This is a genomic window from Streptomyces sp. NPDC102514 (genome assembly GCF_055584525.1).
Genome location: NZ_JBVJLW010000029.1, coordinates 1 through 20558, shown reverse-complemented (window position 1 = coordinate 20558; position 20558 = coordinate 1). Strand labels below are relative to the sequence as shown.

Here is a 20558-nt window from a genome sequence, read left to right as displayed (position 1 = left end):
ATCATGCCTCGAACGGGCGTGCGGGCCACGGGGCCTCGGCGGGGCGCAACGCGTCCAGACCCTCACCGGCCCGGGCGGCGGTCAACGCGAGGACACCCACGACGAGACAGTTGTTGTGCAGCTCACCGGCGAGGACCCCGCGGACCAGCTCGTCGACCGGGACCCGGGAGAGCTCCATGTCGGCCTCCTCGTCCTCGACCTCGAAGCGCTGGCCCTCGGCCTCGGAGAGATCACGGGCCAGGAAGATCCGGACGGCCTCGTCGCAGCCGCCGGGCGTGGTGTACACGTCGGTGAGCACCCGCCAGTCCCCGGCCTTGACGTGCGCCTCCTCGTACAGCTCGCGCTGCGCGGCGTGCAGGGGGTTCTCGCCCGGGACGTCGAGCAGACCGGCCGGGATCTCCCAGAGCTTGTGACGCACGGGGTGCCGGTACTGGCGGATGACCAGCGCGCGGCCCTGGTCGTCGAGGGCCAGGACGGCCACCGAACCGGGGTGGACCTGGTAGTCGCGCCGGGCGACCGATCCGTCGGGCATGACCACGTCGTCGGTACGCACGGAGGTCTTCTTGCCCGTGAACGGGGTCTCGGTCGCCCTGACCTCCCACTCCTCGGCGGTGTCCTTGATGGTCATGTCGACTTGCCCTCCCACACGCACGAAATCCTGTGCCGCACCAGAGATGTACACACGGCGAAAACCGGGGCACGCGCCCCAAAAGACGCGTACCCCGGCAACCGTACAACCCTCGGCCTACTTGGCCGTCTTGCGCTCCACCGCGGCCTTGACCAGGCCCGCGAACAGCGGGTGCGGCCGGGTCGGACGCGAACGCAGCTCGGGGTGAGCCTGGGTCGCGACCAGGTAGGGGTGGATCTCGCGCGGGTACTCCAGGAACTCCACCAGCTTGCCGTCCGGGGAGGTGCCGGAGAACTGCAGACCGGCCTTCTTCTCCAGCTCGGCGCGGTAGGAGTTGTTCACCTCGTAGCGGTGACGGTGGCGCTCCTCGACGTACTCCTTGCCGTCGTAGACCTCGCGCACGAGGGAGCCCTCGGCGAGCTTGGCGGGGTACATGCCCAGGCGCATCGTGCCGCCCATGTCGCCGTCGCCCGCGACGATGTCCAGCTGCTCGGCCATGGTCGAGATGACCGGGTGGCCGGTGGCGGAGTCGAACTCGGTGGAGTTGGCGTCCGCGATGCCGGCGAGGTTGCGCGCGGCCTCGATCACGATGCACTGCAGGCCCAGGCACAGGCCCAGCAGCGGGATCTTGTTCTCGCGGGCGTACTGGATCGCGCCGACCTTGCCGGCCACACCGCGGTCGCCGAAGCCGCCGGGGATGCAGATCGCGTCGACGTCACCGAGCTGCTTGGCGGCGCCCGCCGGGGTCTTGCAGTCGTCCGAGGCGACCCACTTGATCTTCACGCGGGCCTTGTTGGCGAAGCCGCCCGCGCGCAGTGCCTCGGTGACCGAGAGGTAGGCGTCGGGCAGGTCGATGTACTTGCCGACGAGCGCCATGTGGATCTCGTGCAGCGGGTTGTGGACGCGGTCGAGCAGGTCGCCCCAGGTCGACCAGTCCACGTCGCGGAAGGGCAGGTCCAGCTTGCGCACGACGTACGCGTCCAGGCCCTCGGTGTGCAGGACCTTCGGGATGTCGTAGATCGAGCGGGCGTCGGGACAGGCGACCACGGCCGCCTCGTCGACGTCGCACATCAGCGAGATCTTGCGCTTGATCGCGGTGGGCACCTCGCGGTCGGCCCGCAGGACGATCGCGTCCGGCTGGATACCGATGTTGCGCAGGGCCGCAACCGAGTGCTGGGTCGGCTTCGTCTTCAGCTCCCCGGAGGGGCCGATGTACGGGAGGAGCGAGATGTGCACCACGAACACGTTGTCACGGCCGACCTCGTGACGGACCTGACGGACCGTCTCCAGGAAGGGCAGCGACTCGATGTCGCCGACCGTGCCGCCGACCTCCGTGATGACGACGTCGACGTCGTCGGTGGCCATCCGGCGGATGCGGTGCTTGATCTCGTTCGTGATGTGCGGAATGACCTGCACGGTGTCGCCCAGGTACTCGCCGCGCCGTTCCTTGGCGATGACCGTGGAGTACACCTGCCCGGTCGTGACGTTGGCGGAGCCGTCCAGGTCGACGTCGAGGAAACGCTCGTAGTGCCCGATGTCGAGGTCCGTCTCGGCCCCGTCGTTGGTGACGAACACCTCACCGTGCTGGAACGGGTTCATCGTGCCGGGGTCGACGTTCAGATACGGGTCGAGCTTCTGCATGGTGACCCGCAGACCCCGAGCCTTGAGCAGCGCGCCCAGGCTGGAGGCGGTCAGGCCCTTGCCGAGGGAGGAGGCGACACCCCCGGTGACGAAGATGTGCTTGGTCGTCGTGGCTGTGCTGCTTCGGAAAGCAGCGGGCGGCATGGCCAAGAGGGGGCTCCCGTGGTCGCGGTTTCGGTTGCGGTACGGCTGCCAGGACCGGAGGTTTCCGGCGGTGCCGTCGCTGCGGTTCGGGGGTCCCTTTTCCTGCTCGGGCTTCCACCGGTCCACGGGCTACCAGGGTATCAGCGACGCGAGGAGGTCGCTTCCGGCCACGCTCCGCGCACGGGCCGACACGCGTCATACTCGTGCTCACTCGTTCGGACCAGGCGGGTTGTCGGGAGGGGCGCGCGGAACATCATCGTGCGTCGTATCCTGCTCGGACACTTGCTGCCGAGCCAGGCCGGCAAACGGCACCACCCCGCCGGTATTCCTGGGCCAAGAGCTCGTCGGTTCGCCTCGCGAAGACAATCGCTGCAACCATTGACATGCGTGACACGCGACAACTGACGTTCCGCAACGACGCTTTACCAATGATCCTCTGACCGCAAGAACACCGCCCCATCAGGGCGACGTGGCCGTTCGACTGGAGTTGCACGTGGCCGGGCGCATCGAAGACTACGCACTTATCGGAGACATGCAGACGGCCGCGCTGGTCTGCAGGGACGGCACGGTGGACTGGCTGTGCCTCCCCCGCTTCGACTCCCACGCCGTCTTCGCGGGACTGCTCGGCACGGAGGAGCACGGCTTCTGGCGGCTGGGCCCCGCGCACGCCGCCGACGCAGAACCGCCGAGAGCGGTCCGCCGCCACTACCGCGGCGACTCGCTGATCCTCGAATCCGAGTGGGACACCTCACGAGGCACGGTCCGCGTGACCGATTTCATGCCCCCGCGTGACGGCGCCCCGCAGCTCATCCGCATCGTCGAGGGCGTCACGGGCCGCGTCCCGATGCGCTCCGCCCTGCGGATGCGCTTCTCGTACGGGCGTGTGGTGCCGTGGGTGCACAAGCACGAAGGGCGCACGGTGGCCGTCGCCGGACCCGACTCCGTGTGGTTCGACACGGAGTGCGAGACGTACGGCAAGGCGCTGACGACGTACTCGGACTTCACGGTGGCACCGGGCGACCGGATCGCGTTCACCATCTCCTGGGAGCCCTCGCACAAGCAGCCGCCCGCGCTGCCCGAGCCGGAGCAGGCCCTGGAGGCCACCGAGGAGTTCTGGCGCGACTGGGTGGCCCAGTGCACGTACCACGGGCCCTACCGCGAGGCCGTGGTCCGCTCGCTGATCACCCTCAAGGCACTGACGTACGCGCCGACCGGCGGCATCGTCGCCGCCCCCACGACCTCCCTCCCGGAGGAGATCGGCGGGGTCCGCAACTGGGACTACCGCTACACGTGGCTGCGCGACGCGGCGATCACCCTGTCGTCGCTGCTGCGCACCGGCTACCGCGAGGAGGCACGCGCCTGGCGCGAGTGGCTGCTGCGCGCGGTGGCGGGCGACCCCGAGAACCTGCAGATCATGTACGGCATCGCGGGCGAGCGGGAACTGGGCGAGGCGGAACTGGACTGGCTGCCGGGATACGAGAACTCCGGTCCCGTACGCGTCGGGAACGGCGCCGCCCACCAGCTCCAGCTGGACGTCTACGGCGAGGTGACGGAAGCCCTGCACCTGGCCCACATGACGGGCCTGGCCCGCAACGACTACGCCTCGCTCCTCCAGCTCAAGCTGATCCGCTACCTGGAGGACCACTGGGACGAGCCCGACGAGGGCATCTGGGAGGTCCGCGGGCCGCGCCGCCACTTCGTCCACTCGAAGGTGATGGCGTGGGTCGCCGTGGACCGCACGATCAAGCTCATCGAGTCCGGGGACGCGGACGGCCCGCTGGAGAAGTGGCGTGAACTGCGCGACGACATCCACCGGGACGTGTGCGAGAAGGGCTACGACAAGGAACGCAACACGTTCACGCAGTCGTACGGCTCCAAGGAGCTGGACGCCTCCCTGCTGCTGATCCCGCAGATGGGCTTCCTGCCCCCGGACGACAAGCGCGTGATCGGCACGATCGAGGCCATCCAGCGCGAGCTGTCCACCTCGGACGGCTTCATCCTGCGCTACCCCACCTCCGGGGAGGACGCGGGCGTGGACGGTCTGGAGGGCGACGAGGGCGCGTTCCTGGCCTGCTCGTTCTGGATGGCGGACGACCTCGCGATGATCGGCCGCGTGGACGAGGCCCGCAAGCTCTTCGAGAAGCTGCTGGCCCTGCGCAACGACCTCGGTCTCCTCGCGGAGGAGTGGGACCCGGTCCTGCAGCGCCAGGTGGGCAACTTCCCGCAGGCGTTCAGCCATGTGCCGCTGATCGACACGGCCCTGCGTCTGACGGCCTCCGGGGCGTACGGCGGCTGACCGTCCCTGCTGAGCCCCGTCCGACGCGTCACAGCAGGTGGCGGACGGGGTAGCGTCCGGTCATGGACAGCCGCATCGACACGCCGGACAGCCGGCACAGTGGCGGGATCACCGTGCGGCAGGCCCTGGAGCTGCCCGGACTGCGCGGTGGCCTGCCGGAGATCCTGGCGGGCGCCGACCGGCTGGGCCGCACCGTGCGCTGGGTGCACGCGGGCGAGGTACCGAACATCGCCTCGCTCCTCAAGGGCGGCGAACTGCTCCTGACCACCGGTTACGGGCTCGGCACCCGCCCCGCCGACCAGCGCGCGTTCGTCCGTACGCTGGCCGAGCGCGGCATCGCGGCCCTCGTCGTCGAGCTGGGGCCGCGCTTCACGAGACTGCCCGCCGCACTCGTGGAGACGGCACGCGCGGCCGGTCTCCCCCTGGTGCAGCTGCACCGCGAGGTGGCGTTCGTGACGGTCACGGAGGAGATCCACACCGAGATCGTCAACGGCCACTACGCCCTGCTCCAGCGCGCCGAGGAGGTCCACCGGCGCTGCACCGAGGCCCTGCTCGGCGGAGGCGGCATTCCCCAGGTCCTCGGCATCCTCGCCGACTTCGCCGGCAACCCGGTCTTCCTGGAGACCCCCGACGGCCAGCTCCTGTACGCCGCCGGAGCCGGCCCCGCGAACGCCGACCCGCTCCAGGTGTGGGAGGGACTGCGCGGCCCGCACAAGGCCGATCCGCACGGCGCGGACCGGCACCGGGCCGGACCGCCCGCCGGGACGGTCCTCGTGGACGTGCCCGGCGGCGGACAGGGCGGCGGCCCCGGGTCCGTCCGGGCCCGGCTGGTCCTCCTGCCCGTCAACACCCCGCTCGCGCCCGTGCACCGGATCGCGACGGAACGGGCGGCGGCCGTCCTCGCCGTGGTCCTGATGCAGGCCCGCCAGGAGGAGGAACTGGCGGCCCGCGGACGCGGCGACTTCCTCACCGACCTCGCCGAGGGCCGGATCGCCGCCGAGGACGCGCCCGCGCAGGCCCGGGTCCTCGGATTCAAGCCCGGCGCGAACCCGCTGCTCCCGGTCGTCATGCGCCTCGCCGACGGGCTGTCCCCCGGCGGCGGCTGGGCCGTGCTGGCACGGGCGGTCGCCGAGGAGCTGGCCTCGGTGGGCGTACCGGTCCTGCTGGGCGTACGACCCGTGGAGGGCCGCGTACCGCTCCTGGTGGGGCTGCGCGCGGAGTCCGAGCGGCCCGCGGTCGCCGACCGGGTCGCCGCGGCGCTGCGGGCGGGTGTGGAGCGGGCGGGGACGCAGCGGCCAGGAGCGCAGCCGCCGGTCGTGGTGGTCGGGGTGGCGGGCGGCTGGGCGGCGGCGTCGGCGGGGCTGCGGCACGCGGCCGAGACGGCCACGGCCGCCCAGGGACTGTCCGACCGGCCCTGGCACGACGCCCGGCGCCTGGACATCGACCTGCTGCTGTGGCGGCTGCGGGACCACCGTGACCTGGCGGCCTTCGTGGACCGCGCGATCGGCCCCCTGCGCGAGCACGACCACCGCTCGAAGCCGCCCCTGCTGCCCACTCTGGAGACGTATCTCGCGCACGCGGGCCGCAAGGCGGAGACCGCGCGCGAACTGCACCTCAACCGCCAGACGCTGTACAACCGGCTCGCGCGGATCGGGGAGTTGCTGGGGACCGACCTCGACGACCCGCAGACGGTACTGGCCCTGAGCCTGGCACTGCGGGCCCGCAGACTCGTCCCCTGATCCCGGACCACCGCTCGGCCCGGGGGTTCGCGGACGGGGCTAAGGCAACGGCAGGGGCCGGGTCAGCTCGTCGTAGACACTGAGGACCTGCGCCACCGTCTCGTCCTCGGTCGGCCAGGTGGCCGCCTGGCGCGTGCCCCTGTCCTTCAGCCACTCGCACCGGTCGGGGTCGGCGAGCAGCGCGGCGACGGCCTCGGCGAGCGCCCGCGGGTCACCGTGCGGGACGAGTTCGGCCGCGTCGCCGACGAGTTCGGGCATGCCCCCGGTGGTGGCCGCGACCAGGGGCACGCGCGCGTGCAGGGCCTCCTGGGCGAGCAGGGAGCGTGATTCCGGGCAGCCGGGCAGCAGGGCGAGGTCGGCGGCGGCGAGGAGTTCCCCGATGTCGTCCCGCCGGCCGATGAGACGGACGGGGAGCCCTTCGTTCTCGATGCGCCGCTGGAGTGCACCGCGCAGCGGTCCCTCGCCGGCGATCACGAGCAGCGGGAGGGGGTCGAGCCGTCGCCACGCGCGCGTGGCGTCCAGCAGCGTGTCGTACCCCCGGTGCCGGTCGAGGGAACCGACGGCCATCAGCAACGGCCGGTCGGTCGTGCCGAGTTCCGCGCGCGTCTTGTGCCGCAGCCCGTCGGTCTCCGCCCTCTCGTGCGCGGCGCCGGGCCGTCGCCCGGCGGGCAGCGCGACCGCGGCGAGCCGCGCGTCCCGGGCGCCCCTGCTGCGGGCGCGGTCCACCAGGTCGGACGAGGATCCGAGGACCACCGACGCGGCCTTCGCCACCCGCCGCTCCAGGGCGCGCAGCAGATGCGCCCGCGCGCCCTCGGCGTACGGGCGGGTGTGCCAGGTGACGACGAGCGGGACGCGCCGTCCGCTGAGCGCGAGCGCGGCCCGCAGCGCGGCGTGCAGTCCGTGCGCGTGGACCAGGTCGGCGTCCCCGCAGGCCGTCCGCAGCGCGGCCACGGAGGCCGGGTCGTTGCGCCGGGGCACCGGGACGTGATCGGCGCCGACGCCGGTGAAGTCGTACGCGTGATCCGCCTCGGCCGGGGCGCACACGGTCACCCGCACGCCCCGTGCGACGAGTCCCGAGGTCAGCGACCGCACATGGGCGCAGCTGCCCGCGCTGCCGCCGCCGAGCACCTGGACGGTACGCAGCGGCGACTGTCCGTGCGGTGAGTGGCTGCTCACGTGGGTCACGTGGCCGTGGCTCCTGGTTCGGCGTCGGGCGGTCACGAAGAAAAGTACCGAAGGAACGGGCGACGGGGGTGTACCGCTCGTCCTGCTCCTAAGGATGCCAGGACGGGGGCGAGTTACCGACCACCGCGGGGCCGGTGCGGGACAGGGGGTGTGGCCGGGACGCGGGCCTCACTCACACGAGTGAGGGCCGGGCGATGTCCGAAGACAGTCAGGGGCGGACATCGTCCCTGACAAGCCCCGCTTCACACCCCCTTCGCGCCCCTGCCCGTGCTCCTATCCGTCCGCCCGGGCCGTCGCCAGCAGTTCCTCCGCGTGGGCCCGTGCCGTCTCCGAGTCCTCCTGGCCCGCCAGCATCCGGGAGAGCTCACGGATGCGCTCCTCGCCCTCCAGGACCTTCACGCCGGAGCGGGTCACCGAGCCGTCGTTGGTCTTCTCGACCAGCAGCTGCCGGTCGGCGAACGCGGCCACCTGCGGGAGGTGGGTGACGACGACGACCTGCGCGCTCCTGGCGAGCTTCGCGAGCCGCCTGCCGATCTCGACGGCCGCCTTGCCGCCGACACCGGCGTCGACCTCGTCGAAGAGGTACGTGGGCACCGGGTCCGTACCGGCGAACACGACCTCGACCGCGAGCATGACCCGGGACAGTTCACCGCCGGACGCGCCCTTGGCGATGGGCCGCGGCGGTGCTCCCGGGTGCGGGGCGAGGAGGAGTTCGACCTCGTCGCACCCGGCGGGCCCGTACGAGACGGGACGTCCGCCGACCTCGACGCCCTCCGGGTCCTCGGTCTGCCGGATCTCGAACGACACGCGCGCGTGCGGCATGGCGAGCGAGGCCAGTTCGGCGGTCACGGCGGCGGCGAACCGCTCGGCGGCCTCCGTACGGGCGTCGGTGAGGGCCTGCGCCAGTCCGCCCAGCTCGGCCCGCAGCGCGTCCCGCTCGGCGGTCAGTTCGCCGATCCGGTCGTCGTCGCCGTCCAGTTCCAGCAGTCGCGCGGCGCTCTGCTCGGCGTAGGTCAGCACGGCGTCCACGTCCGCGCCGTACTTGCGGGTCAGCGCGGTGAGCGCGGCACGCCGCTCCTCGACCGCCGCGAGCCGCAGCGGATCCGCGTCGAGGTCGTCGGCGTAGCCCGCCAGCTCCCCCGCCACGTCGCCCAGCAGGATGCCGATCTCACCGATACGGCCCGCGAGGGCACCGAGGGCCGCGTCGTGGGACCGTACGGCCTCCAGGGCCCGGTGGGCGCCCGCGACGAGCGTCGTGGCGTCGATGCCCTCCGGGTCCTCCGGGTTGCCCGCGAGGGCGGCGTGCGCGACCGTGGCCGCCGACGCGAGCGCCTCCGCGTGCCCGAGCCGCTCGGCCTCGGCGGCGAGCTCCACGTCCTCGCCCGCCCTGGGCTCCACGCCGGCGATCTCGTCGAGCCCGAAGCGCAGCATGTCGGCTTCCTGGGCGCGTTCACGGGCGCGCGTGGTGATCTGGTCCAGTTCGGTGGTGATGGCACGCAGCCGGCGGTAGGCGCCCGTGTACTTGGCCAGCGGCACGGCGACCGCGTCGCCCGCGTACCGGTCGAGGGCCTGCCGTTGCCGGGACAGCTTGAGCAGCCCCTGCTGGTCGGTCTGCCCGTGCACGGCCACCAGGTCGTCGGCGAGTTCGGCGAGCAGCCCCACCGGCACCGAACGCCCGCCGAGATGCGCGCGCGAGCGGCCCTCGGCGGAAACGGTACGGCTGATGAGCAGCATGCCGTCGTCGAGTTCCGCGCCGGCCTCCTCGGCCCGTACGACCGCAGAGGCGCCGTCGGGGACGGAGATCCGTCCCTCCACGACCGCGCTCTTGGCCCCGATCCGCACGAGGGCGGCGTCGGCGCGTCCGCCCATCAGCAGGCCCAGGCTGGTGACCACCATCGTCTTGCCCGCGCCGGTCTCACCGGTGACCGCGGTGAAGCCGGGCGACAGCTCGACCACCGCGTCGTCGATGACTCCGAGCGACCGTATCCGCATCTCCTCCAACACGGACATGACCATACGAGGTTTCCCCCACCCGGCGCGACGCCGCCCCATTCCCTGCACAAACGTCCAGGTCTGGCCAAGGGGCAAAAGCTGGGGCGCAGCCCCGTTTTTGAGGGGCGCGGGGAACTGCGCGGCCAGCCCCCACGCACCCGCAGGTTCATCACCCTCCCGCCAGCGGAGCGCCTAGTGCGGAGCCCCCCGCCACCCCGCGACGGGCAGCGCGAACTTGGCCACCAGCCGGTCCGTGAAGGACGCATGGTGCAACCGAGCCAGCCTCACCGGCACGGCCCCACGCCGAACCTCGACCCGCGCACCCGGCGGCAGCTCGATCGTGCGCCGCCCGTCACACCACAGCACCCCCGGCGGAATGTGCGGCAGGATCTCCACGGCGAGCACCGAGTTCGGCGAGGTCACCAACGGCTTGGCGAACAGCGCGTGCGCACTGATCGGCACCATCAGCAGCGCCTCGACCTCCGGCCACACCACGGGCCCGCCCGCGGAGAACGCGTACGCCGTGGACCCGGTCGGCGTCGACAGGACGATCCCGTCGCAGCCGAAGCCGGTCACCGGCCGCCCGTCGATCTCCAGGACCACTTCGAGCAGCTTCTCGGCGCCCGCCTTCTGCACGGCGGCCTCGTTGAGCGCCCAGTCCGTGTGCACGACGTCGCCGTTGCTGTGCACGACGACGTCGACGGTCATGCGCTCCTCGACCTCGTACGCCCGCGTCACCACCCGGTCGACGACCTTGTCGAGGTCGTCGCGCTCGGCCTCCGCGAGGAAGCCGACGCGCCCCAGGTTGACGCCGAGCATCGGCACGCCGGACGCGCGGGCGAACTCGGCGCCGCGCAGCAGCGTGCCGTCACCGCCGAGGACGATCAGCAGTTCACATCCGTCGAGGCACTCCGGAGTCGCCTCCTTGACGAGTTCCACGGTCGGCGGCAGCGGCAGATCGGCCGCCTCCGCCTCCAGGACACGTACGCCGAGGCCGGAGCGCAGCAGCCCCTCGACGACGAGCTCGGCACTGCGGATGGCCGCGGGCCGTCCGGTGTGGGCGAGCAGGAAAACGGTACGAGATCGGGTGTCGGTCAACGCGGCCCCTCCGCCACTGCACGGTCAACGTCGGCCGGGTCCAGTGCGGGTGCCCCGGCACGCAGCCACAGAAAGTACTCGACATTCCCCGAGGGTCCGGGCAGCGGACTGGCCGTCACACCCTTCACCCCGAGTCCCAGGTCCCCCGCCTGGCGGGCCACACCGCGCACGGCGTCCGCCCGCAGTTCGGGGCTGCGGACGACGCCGCCGCTCCCGAGCCGTTCCCTGCCCACCTCGAACTGCGGCTTGACCATCATCACCAGGTCGGCATCGGGCGCCGCGCACCGCACAAGGGCGGGCAGCACCAGGCCGAGCGGGATGAAGGACAAGTCACCGACTACAAGATCCACCGGCTCCCCATCGATCGCCTCCAACGTCAACTCGCGTACGTTCGTACGGTCCTTGACGGTGACGCGTTCATCACTTTGGAGAGACCACGCCAACTGCCCGTAGCCGACGTCCACGGCGAGGACGTGCGAGACGCCCGCGCGGAGCAGCACATCGGTGAACCCACCGGTCGACGCTCCGGCGTCGAGAGCCCGCCGCCCCTGGACCTCAAGACCCAGCGGCACGAAGGCCTCCAGGGCCCCCGCGAGCTTGTGGCCGCCGCGCGAGACGTAGTCCGGGTCGTTGTCGTCCTGGCTGACCAGGATGGGGGCCGCGGTCTCCACCTGGGTGGCGGGTTTGGTCGCGAGGTTCTTGCCGACGGTGACGCGTCCGGCGGCGATCAGCTGTCCGGCGTGCTCGCGCGAGCGGGCGAGTTTGCGTCGGACCAGCTCGGCGTCGAGGCGGCGTCGTGCCACTCCTGCCACGTTCGGTTCAGCTCCTGTTGCTGTAGCTGTAGCTGTTGCCAGCGCTGTGATTACTGCTGCTGTCCGGCGCCGGGGGCGCCGGAGGTCCCGGGCGGGTGTCGAGCGCGGTGAGCGCGTCGCGCAGCCCCCGGTGCACATCCTCGTACACCTCCACGTGGCCGTCCGTGCCGAGGTGGTCCGCGTCGGCCAGCCGGTCGAGCAGGGCGTCGACCTCGGCGTCACCGGTCGGTGTGCGCGGCACGTACAGCGGGGCGGGGGCGGCGGGGTCGTACTCGGGCCGGGCGTCGGGACCGGGCCCGGCATCGGACTCGGACTCGGCGTGCGGCTCCGGCTCCGTACCGAAAGGCTCCGTACCGAAGGGATCCGTACCGGGGCTCTCGGTCTCCGGGCCGGTCATGGACTCGCTCATGCCCCGACGCTACCGCGAAGCGCTGAGGTACCGTCGATCACGATGGCGACGATCGAGGAGTGCCGCAGCGCACTCGACAAACTCTCGGACAACATGGCCGGCGCGAACGGTGACGTACAGAGCGCGGTCGCGTTGGACCGCTCCCTGAGCTGCCGTATCACCGACCTGGACATCACCTTCGTGGGCCGTCTGCGGGACAGCCGGATCGTGGTGCTCGACACGGTCGAGGGCCCGCCGCCCGAAAAGGCCGAGATCCGGCTCGCGATGACCGGCGACGACCTGGTCGCGATGGTCGACGGCGAGCTGCATTTCGCGAAGGCCTGGGGCTCGGGCCGCGTCAAGCTCGAAGCGGGCCTGCGCGACCTGATCCGGCTCAGAAAGCTGCTCTGACCTCCGCCCGGCCCGCCCTGCTCAGCCCTTGCCGACGCCGACCGACGGAACGGCGGCCGTACGGGCTTTGCGCGCCGCCGGCACCACCAGTGGCGTGCCCGTCTCCGGGTCGTCGATGACCTGGCAGCGCAGTCCGAAGACCTCCTCGACCAGTTCGGCCGTGACGATGTCCGCCGGGGCGCCCTCCGCGATCACCGCGCCGTCGCGCAGGGCGATGAGATGGGTGGCGTAGCGGGCGGCGTGATTGAGGTCGTGCAGTACGGCCACCAGGGTGCGGCCCTGCTCCTCGTGGAGCTCGGCACACAGGTCGAGTACGTCGATCTGGTGCTGGATGTCGAGGAAGGTGGTCGGCTCGTCGAGCAGCAGCAGCGGGGTCTGCTGGGCGAGCGCCATGGCGATCCACACGCGCTGCCGCTGCCCTCCGGAGAGCTCGTCGACGTACCGGTCGGCCAGTTCGGCGACCCCGGTGGACGTCATGGACTCCCGTACGATCCGCTCGTCGTCGGTGGACCACTGGCGCAGCAGCCCCTGGTGCGGGTAGCGACCGCGCCCCACGAGGTCGCCGACGGTGATGCCGTCGGGCGCGATGGACGACTGCGGGAGCAGTCCGAGCGTCCTCGCCACCTTCTTCGCGGGCATCGACTGGATGGCCTGCCCGTCGAGGAGGACCCGGCCCTGGCGCGGCTTCAGCATGCGGGACAGGGCACGCAACAGGGTGGACTTGCCGCAGGCGTTGGGGCCGACGATCACCGTGAACGAGTTGTCCGGTATCTCGACCGACAACTGCTCGGCGATGACGCGCTGGTCATAGGCGAGGGTGACGTCCTCGGCGGACAGGCGGTTCACAGTGCTCCTTCGGGGGTGGCCGTCGGCACGGGCACGGCCGTCGGGTGGGAAACAGGGCCGGGGTTCATGTGCGGCCGGTTCATATGCGGCCCGCCTTGCGCTCGGTGACCAGGAGCCACAGCAGATAGATACCGCCGAGGATTCCGGTCACCACGCCGACGGGCAGCTGGTCGGCTCCGAAGATCCGCTGCGAGGCCCAGTCCGCGACCACCAGGAGGGTGGCGCCCATGCACATCGCGGGTACCAGATTGGGTCCAGGTGAACGGGTCAGGCGCCGTGCGAGCTGTGGCGCGGTGAGCGCGACGAAGCCGACCGGGCCCGCGGCGGCGGTGGCCGACGCGGTGAGCAGCACGGCGGCGACCAGGAGCAGCAGCCGCGTCCGCTCCACGCGCACACCGAGCGCGTACGCCACGTCGTCGCCCATCTCCAGCATCCGCAGGGCGCGCGCGTTGCCGAGGACCAGCGGGACGAGAACGGCGCACAGGCCGAGCAGGGGCCAGACCTGCTCCCAGTCGCGGCCGTTGAGGGAGCCGGTCATCCAGACGACCGCACGGGTCGCGTCGACGAGGTCGGCCTTGGTGATCAGATAGCCGTTGACGGCCGTGACGATCGCGGAGACACCGATACCGACCAGGACGAGCCGGTAGCCGTGCACGCCCCTCTTCCAGGCGAGCAGATAGATGGCGAGCCCGGTCACCAGTCCGCCGATCAGCGCGCCGACGGTGACCTGCCTGGCGGTCCCGGAGAACAGCACGATCATCACGAGCGCGCCGGCCGTCGAGCCCTGGCCGAGGCCGAGCACGTCCGGACTGCCCAGCGGATTGCGGGAGATGGCCTGGAAGAGCGCGCCGCCGAGTCCGAGCGAGGCGCCGACCAGGAGCCCCACCAGGACGCGCGGCAGCCGCAGGTCGTTGACGATGAACTCCTGGCCCGCGTTCCCGTCGCCGAGCAGCGTGCGGACGACGTCGCCGGGGGATATCGGGAAGTCGCCGGTGCCGATGAGTACGACGCTCGCGGTGAGCGCCGCCACCAGCAGCAGGGCGACGACCGTGAACGCGCGGACGTCGACCCGGACCGACAGCCCGCCGACGGTACGGACCGTACGGCCGCGGGAGACCCGGGCGGGCGGCGCCTGCGTGGTCTCGGCCTGGTCGCGTGGGGCCTGGTTGCGTGGGGCCTTCACAGCTGTGCCGTCCTCCGCCGTCGTACGAGAAAGATGAAGACCGGGCCGCCGAGGATCGCGGTGACGATGCCGACCTGGAGTTCCGCGGGCCGTGCCACGATCCGGCCGATCACGTCGGCGCCGAGCAGCAGCACCGGCGACAGCACGGTGGCGTACGGCAGGATCCAGCGCAGGTCGGGGCCGGTGAAGGACCGCACGACGTGCGGGACCATCAGTCCCACGAAGACGATCGGCCCGCAGGCGGCGGTCGCGGCCCCGCACAGCACGGTGGCGGCGGCCATGGACAGGGCGCGGGTGCGGTTCAGATGCGCGCCCAGCGCACGGGCGGTGTCGTCACCCATGGCCATGGCGTTCAGCGGCCGGGCGAGGGCCAGCGCGAGGACCGTACCGGCCGCGAGGAACGGCAGCACCTGCCAGATGATGTCGTTGGTGGCCGAGGCCAGCGAACCGACCGTCCAGAAGCGCATCTTGCCGAGCGCCGCCTCGTCCGTGATCATCACGGCCTGGAGATAGCCGTAGAGCGCGGCGCTGATCGCGGTGCCGGCGAGGGCGAGCCGCACCGGCGTGGCGCCCCGGCTGCCGCCGAGGAAGAACACCAGCACTCCGACCACGGCCGCGCCCGCGAAGGCGAACCACACATAGCCGTTCAGCGAGGTGACGCCGAAGAAGGTGATCGCCGTGACGACCGCGGCGGACGCGCCCGCGTTGATGCCGAGCAGCCCGGGGTCGGCGAGCGGGTTGCGGGTGAGCGCCTGGAGCACGGCCCCGGCGAGGCCGAGCGCGGCGCCGACGAGCAGCCCGAGGACCGTACGCGACAGCCGCTCCCCCACCACGACGTCGCCGTACGTGCCGGAGTCCTGGAACAGGCCGTGCCAGACCTGTTCCAGGGACAGCTCTTTCGCGCCGACGGCGATACTCGCCAGGGCGACGAGCACCAGCACGGCGAGGGAGAGGAGGAGCCCTGCGGCTCGGACCGCCCGGCGCCTGGGGGGCGCGGGGGCGGTCTCCGCGCTCTGTTCGGGGGGACTGTCGACCAACACGGCAGTTAGGTTAGCCTAACTTGCATTGTGCTTCGATCGGCGGTCGCGGTGACCGGGCCCCGTGAGGGCCTTGAGCCGCTCTCAGAGCCCGAGCCGGGCCAGCGCCTTGCCTCCGTCCAGCTCGCAGGCCGCATCGCCGCCCGCCGTCCAGGCGGCGGCGCACAGCGCCCTCAGCCCGTCCATGGGCTCGCCGTCACCGTCCAGTTCCAGCCTCTCGCCGCCGGCCGTCGCCGTGTAACCCCCGCACCGGAAGCCGTCACCCGCCTCGACCACCTCGGGCTGCCCGGTCAGCATCCCCCGCAGATCGGCGTCCACATAGGTCGGCCGGTGCTGCGGAGGCGCGGCGAGGAGCTGCGCGCCGTCGGTCACTCCGGTGAGTACGAGCAACGAGTCCACCTCGCCGTTGAACGCGCCCTCGATGTCCGTGTCGAGCCGGTCCCCGACGACCAGCGGCCGCTTCGCCCCGGTCCGCAGGATCGTCTCGCGGTGCATCGGGGGCAGCGGCTTGCCCGCCACCTGCGGCTCGGCACCCGTGGCGATCCGTACGACCTCCACGGCCGCCCCGTTGCCCGGCGCGATGCCCCGCGCCCCGGGGATCGTCAGGTCGGTGTTGGACGCGAACCACGGCACCCCGCGCGCGATGGCGTAACAGGCCTCCGCGAAGCGCCCCCACGCCAGGTCGGGGCCGCCGAATCCCTGCACCACGGCCGCCGGGTCGTCGTCGGCCGACTCGACGGGCTCAAGACCGCGCTCGCGCAGCGCGACGCGCAGTCCCTCCCCGCCGATCACCAGCACGCGCGCGCCCTGCGGCAGCTGCTCGCTGATCAGTCGGGCCACGGCCTGCGCCGAGGTGATGACGTCCGACGCCTCGGTCGCTATCCCCAGCTCCGTGAGGTGTTCCGCGACGGAGTCGGGCGTGCGCAGCGCGTTGTTCGTGACGTACGCGAGGCGCATCCCGCCCGTGTGGGCCGTGCCGAGCGACTCGACCGCGTGCGCGATGGCGTTGCCGCCCGCGTACACCACGCCGTCCAGGTCGAGCAGCGCCGTGTCGTACGCCTCGCTCAGGGCCCTGTCACTGCCCTCGGGCCGCGTCCTCGCGGTCTGGCTCATTACGCATCGCTCCTCGTTCGGTCTCTTTCCCCCGATCATCGCTCATGGCACTGACACACTTACGATGCATCAATGAACACGGCAGGTACCGCGGACGTACCGGCACGCATGGGCCTTGACCTCACCCCGTTCCGGGGCCTGCGCTACGACCCCGACCGGGTCGGCAGCCTGTCCGCCGTCACATCCCCGCCGTACGACGTGGTCGTACGGCCCGACGGCCTGCACCATCTGGAGTCGGCGGACCCGCACAACATCGTCCGTCTGATCCTGCCGCAGGCCCCCACGCCCGGCATCCGCAACGAACAGGCGGCGGACACCCTGCACCGGTGGGTGTCCGAGGGCGTCCTGAGAACCGACTCCAGGCCTGGCCTGTACGTCTACGAGCAGCGGGACGACGAGGGCATGTTCCAGCGGGGCGTCATCGGCGCCCTGCGGCTGTCGGAGCCGTCGGAGGGCGTGGTGCTGCCGCACGAGGACGTCATGCCGCACGTCGTCGCGGACCGCGCGGCCCTCATGCGGGCCACCTCCGCGAACCTCGAACCCCTGCTGCTGACCTACCGGGGCGACGGCATGTCCGGTACGACGGCCGTCATCGAGCGCACCGCGAAACACCCGCCCCTGCTGTCCACCACCACGGAGGACGGCTTCAGCCATCGTCTGTGGGCGGTCACCGATCCGTCCGACCTCGCCGAGATCCACACGGACCTGGCCCACCGCCAGGCCCTCATCGCGGACGGCCACCACCGCTGGGCGACCTATCTGCGGGTCCGCGGGGAGCACCCCTCCCCCAGCCCCTGGGACTACGGCCTGGTCCTCCTGGTGGACACCGCGCGTCATCCCCTGCGCGTCCGCGCGATCCACCGTCTCCTGCACCGCCTCCCGGTGCCGGAAGCCCTCGCGGCCCTGGACGGCTCCTTCCGCGTACGCCAGGTCGACGGCCCCCTCTCCGAGGCCCTGTCGGCCCTCTCCGTAGCGACCACCGAGGGAAATGCCTTCCTCCTTGCGGGCGACGGCACCTTCCACCTCGTCGACCGTCCCTCCCCCGACCTGCTCGCCCGTACGGTTCCGGCCGACCGTCCGGAGGCCTGGCGCGCCCTCGACGCGACGGTCCTGCACGCCACGCTCCTCGACCATGTCTGGCGGATCCCGGACGTCCCCGAGCACATCGCGTACATCCACGACACGGCCGCCACGGTCGACAAGGCGGAGCGCGACGGCGGCACGGCCGTCCTGATGCACCCGGTCCGCGAGGAGGTCGTACGCGATCTGGCGAGCCAGGGCGTCACGATGCCCCGCAAGTCGACGTCCTTCGGCCCGAAGCCGGCGTCGGGGCTGGTCCTGCGCGCACTTCTCTGACACGACTCTCCGGATACACGAACGGGCGGGACTCCCCTGAGGGAATCCCGCCCGTTCGTGTTGTTACGCGTCGACCTCAGTCCGTCTGGTCGGTCTTGCCCTTGTCCACCGCCGGCGCCTCGGAGGTCACGGCCGCGGGAGCGCTGTCGTCGTCACCCTCGACCTCGTCATCGAGGTCGTCATCGAGGTCGCTGTCGTCGTCGACGTCATCGTCGATGTCGCCGTCGCTGTCGAGTTCCTGCGCCTCTACGTCCTCGGCTGCGGCCTCTGCGTCGTTCTGGTCGTTCTCGTCGTTCTGGTCGTCGACGAGCGCGTCCACGAACTCGACGCCGTCGAGCTCGGCGAGACGGTCCGAGGCGTCCGTGCTGCCGTCCTTGTCGGACTCGACGGCCTTGGCGAACCACTCACGGGCCTCGCCCTCACGCCCGGCGGCGAGAAGCGCGTCGGCGTACGCGTAACGCAGCCGCGCGGTCCAGGGCTGGACGGAGTTGGAGGCCAGCTCGGGGCTCTGGAGCGTGACGATGGCCGCTTCGAGCTGGTCCATGTCGCGTCGCGCACCGGCCGCCACGAGCCGCATCTCGACCTGTCCGGCCTTGTCGAGCTTCTGCACCTCGGGGGCGCCGGCCATGTCGAGCGCCTTCTCGGGGCGTCCCAGGCCGCGCTCGCAGTCCGCCATGACGGGCCACAGGTCGACGCTGCCTGTCATGCGCCGCGCGGCCCTGAACTCGGCGAGCGCCTCGCTGTATTTCTGGTTCGCGTACGCGGCGAAGCCGGCCGCCTCCCGTACGGCGGCGACGCGCGAGGCGAGCCGCAGCGCGACCCTGGAGTAGCCGTACGCGCCCTCGGGGTCCTCGTCGATGAGCCGGGCCACCATGACCAGGTTCCTGGAGACGTCGTCGGCGAGGCCCTTCGGCAGGCTCATGAGCTCCTGGCGTACGTCCTTGTCGATCTCCTCGCCCGTGACGTCGTCCGGGATCGGCAGCCGCTTGATGGGCTCGCGGTCGCGGTCCCGCTCGTCGCGGAAGCGGCCACCGCCGCCACTGCGGTCGCCACCACGGTCGTCGCGGCCACGGAAGCCGCCACCACTGGGGCGGCCACCACGGCTGTCGTCGCGGCGGGGTCCGCCACGGCCACGGTCGTCGCGCCCGCCGCGGTCGTCACGCCCACGGAAGCCGCCGCGATCGCCGGCACCACGGTTGTCGTCGCGGTTGAAGCCGCCACGGTCGCCGCCGCCACGGTTGTCGTCACGACGGAAGGGGGGCCGGTCGCCGCCACCGCGGTTGTCATCGCGACGGTCGTCACGACGGAAGGCCGGACGGTCGTTGTCACGGCGCGGAGCACCACGGTCGTCATCACGACGGAACGCGGGACGCTCGGCGCCACGGTTGTCGTCACGGCGGTCGTCGCGACGGAACGGCGGGCGGTCGTTGTCACGGCGCGGGGCACCGCGGTCACGGTCGTCGCGGCGGTCATCGCGCCCGCGGTAGCCACCGCGGTCGTCGTCACGCCGGAAAGCCGGGCGGTCGCCGCCACCGCGGTTGTCGTCACGACGGTCGTCACGACGGAAGGCCGGACGGTCGTTGTCACGACGCGGAGCACCACGGTCATCGTCACGACGGAACGCGGGACGCTCGCCGCCACGGTTGTCGTCACGACGGAAACCGCCACGGTCGCCACCGCCGCGATTGTCGTCACGACGGTCGTCACGGCCACGGAAGCCGCCGCGGTCGCCACCGCCGCTGCTTCCGCCACGGTTGTCGTCGCGACGGAATCCACCACGGTCACCGCCACCGCGGTTGTCATCACGGCGGTCATCGCGGCGGAACGGCGGGCGGTCGTTGTCACGGCGCGGAGCACCACGCTCGTCGTCACGACGGAACGCGGGACGCTCGCCGCCACGGTTGTCGTCACGGCGGAAGCCACCGCGGTCGCCACCGCCACGGTTGTCATCGCGGCGGTCGTCACGGCGGAACGCCGGACGGTCACCGTCACGCCGCGGAGCACCGCGGTCACGGTCGTCACGGCTCGGCCCGCTGGGCCGATCGTCGCGCCGGAACGGGGGACGGCTCCCACCACTGCGGTTGTCGTCACGACGGAAACCGCCACGGTCACCGCCGCCGCTGCTTCCGCCACGGTTGTCGTCACGACGGAAGCCACCACGGTCACCGCCACCGCTGCTTCCGCCACGGTTGTCGTCACGACGGAAGCCACCACGGTCACCGCCACCGCGGTTGTCGTCACGGCGGTCGTCACGACGGAAGGCCGGACGGTCACCGTCACGGCGCGGAGCACCACGCTCGTCGTCACGGCGGAACGGCGGACGCGCGCCACCGCCACGGTTGTCGTCACGCCTGCCGGCCCCACCACGATCGTTGTCGCGGCTCGGGCCTCCGCGGTAGCCGCCGCGGTCACCACTGTCCCGGCGTCGCTGATCGCGCTCCGGTCGCTCGTCGGGAGAGTTGGTGGACATGGGTGACTCCTGTCATCGGTACCGCAAGTCATTCTCGCGCAGCCGGGTACCCGGCGCGCTTCGGGAAAACAAAAAAGGACCTCTGGTCCCAGCGAGTCGCTGGGACCAGAGGTCCTCAAGTATTGTTCGGCGGCGTCCTACTCTCCCACAGGGTCCCCCCTGCAGTACCATCGGCGCTGTAAGGCTTAGCTTCCGGGTTCGGAATGTAACCGGGCGTTT

The 20558-nt window shown here is 71.8% G+C and carries 16 protein-coding genes, 1 rRNA gene and 1 pseudogene; 4 read left to right on the top strand and 14 right to left on the bottom strand.

All coding sequences use genetic code 11. The features are described from left to right. Position 1: 1 nt before the first annotated feature. Positions 2-628 (bottom strand): NUDIX domain-containing protein, encoded by a 627-nt coding sequence (locus ACZ60E_RS42470; protein ID WP_469447607.1) that lies wholly within the window; start codon positions 626-628, stop codon positions 2-4. A gap of 117 nt (positions 629-745) precedes the next feature. Then, entirely contained in the window at positions 746-2413 is a 1668-nt protein-coding gene (locus tag ACZ60E_RS42465) for a CTP synthase (RefSeq protein ID WP_384811659.1), read from the bottom strand. 493 nt (positions 2414-2906) lie between these two features. Between ACZ60E_RS42465 and ACZ60E_RS42460 the strand changes: the two genes are divergently transcribed. Further along, a complete protein-coding gene (locus tag ACZ60E_RS42460; RefSeq protein WP_384811687.1) occupies positions 2907-4709 on the top strand; it encodes a glycoside hydrolase family 15 protein in 1803 nt (600 codons plus the stop codon). Between the two features lie 62 nt (positions 4710-4771). After that, positions 4772-6448 carry a PucR family transcriptional regulator gene (locus ACZ60E_RS42455; protein ID WP_469447605.1) on the top strand — a complete coding sequence of 559 codons (1677 nt, stop codon included), beginning with the start codon at positions 4772-4774 and terminating at the stop codon, positions 6446-6448. Between the two features lie 39 nt (positions 6449-6487). Here the strand turns inward: ACZ60E_RS42455 and ACZ60E_RS42450 are convergent, their stop codons facing one another. The 5 genes from ACZ60E_RS42450 to ACZ60E_RS42430 form a co-directional block, all read right to left on the bottom strand. Beyond that, positions 6488-7633: a glycosyltransferase family 4 protein gene (locus ACZ60E_RS42450; protein ID WP_384811664.1), complete on the bottom strand. Its 1146-nt coding sequence runs from the start codon at positions 7631-7633 to the stop codon at positions 6488-6490. A 273-nt stretch (positions 7634-7906) separates the two neighbouring features. After that, on the bottom strand, positions 7907-9649 hold the full coding sequence (gene recN, locus ACZ60E_RS42445; RefSeq protein ID WP_384811666.1) for a DNA repair protein RecN: 1743 nt from the start codon (positions 9647-9649) through the stop codon (positions 7907-7909). A gap of 168 nt (positions 9650-9817) precedes the next feature. Next, positions 9818-10723 (bottom strand): NAD kinase, encoded by a 906-nt coding sequence (locus ACZ60E_RS42440; protein ID WP_107021203.1) that lies wholly within the window; start codon positions 10721-10723, stop codon positions 9818-9820. Beyond that, a complete protein-coding gene (locus ACZ60E_RS42435) occupies positions 10720-11535 on the bottom strand; it encodes a TlyA family RNA methyltransferase (RefSeq protein WP_384811668.1) in 816 nt (271 codons plus the stop codon). The genes ACZ60E_RS42440 and ACZ60E_RS42435 overlap by 4 nt, the downstream gene beginning before the upstream one ends. Positions 11536-11542: 7 nt before the next feature. Continuing rightward, positions 11543-11944: a hypothetical protein gene (locus tag ACZ60E_RS42430; protein ID WP_469447601.1), complete on the bottom strand. Its 402-nt coding sequence runs from the start codon at positions 11942-11944 to the stop codon at positions 11543-11545. Positions 11945-11986: 42 nt separating this feature from the next. Between ACZ60E_RS42430 and ACZ60E_RS42425 the strand changes: the two genes are divergently transcribed. Then, positions 11987-12334: a sterol-binding protein gene (locus ACZ60E_RS42425; RefSeq protein WP_384811671.1), complete on the top strand. Its 348-nt coding sequence runs from the start codon at positions 11987-11989 to the stop codon at positions 12332-12334. Between the two features lie 21 nt (positions 12335-12355). Here the strand turns inward: ACZ60E_RS42425 and ACZ60E_RS42420 are convergent, their stop codons facing one another. From ACZ60E_RS42420 to ACZ60E_RS42405, 4 genes are all read right to left on the bottom strand, one after another. After that, complete coding sequence (locus ACZ60E_RS42420; protein ID WP_453793693.1) at positions 12356-13180, bottom strand: ABC transporter ATP-binding protein; 825 nt, start codon at positions 13178-13180, stop codon at positions 12356-12358. A 79-nt stretch (positions 13181-13259) separates the two neighbouring features. Continuing rightward, entirely contained in the window at positions 13260-14261 is a 1002-nt protein-coding gene (locus ACZ60E_RS42415) for a FecCD family ABC transporter permease (protein WP_384811692.1), read from the bottom strand. A 98-nt stretch (positions 14262-14359) separates the two neighbouring features. Continuing rightward, entirely contained in the window at positions 14360-15403 is a 1044-nt protein-coding gene (locus ACZ60E_RS42410; protein WP_384811675.1) for a FecCD family ABC transporter permease, read from the bottom strand. A gap of 81 nt (positions 15404-15484) precedes the next feature. Next, a complete protein-coding gene (locus tag ACZ60E_RS42405; protein ID WP_384811677.1) occupies positions 15485-16513 on the bottom strand; it encodes an HAD hydrolase-like protein in 1029 nt (342 codons plus the stop codon). Between the two features lie 72 nt (positions 16514-16585). Here ACZ60E_RS42405 and ACZ60E_RS42400 point away from each other — a divergent pair, with 72 nt between their 5' ends. Next, positions 16586-17869 (top strand): DUF1015 domain-containing protein, encoded by a 1284-nt coding sequence (locus ACZ60E_RS42400; protein WP_384811679.1) that lies wholly within the window; start codon positions 16586-16588, stop codon positions 17867-17869. A 76-nt stretch (positions 17870-17945) separates the two neighbouring features. Here ACZ60E_RS42400 and ACZ60E_RS42395 read toward each other — a convergent pair whose 3' ends face one another. The 3 genes and pseudogenes from ACZ60E_RS42395 to rrf all read right to left on the bottom strand — a co-directional run. Beyond that, positions 17946-18791 carry a tetratricopeptide repeat protein gene (locus ACZ60E_RS42395; protein ID WP_469447666.1) on the bottom strand — a complete coding sequence of 282 codons (846 nt, stop codon included), beginning with the start codon at positions 18789-18791 and terminating at the stop codon, positions 17946-17948. A 531-nt stretch (positions 18792-19322) separates the two neighbouring features. Next, a pseudogene (locus ACZ60E_RS42390) lies at positions 19323-20192 on the bottom strand (hypothetical protein); the annotation flags it as partial. Positions 20193-20463: 271 nt separating this feature from the next. Then, a 5S ribosomal RNA gene (gene rrf, locus ACZ60E_RS42385) occupies positions 20464-20558 on the bottom strand; the annotation flags it as partial.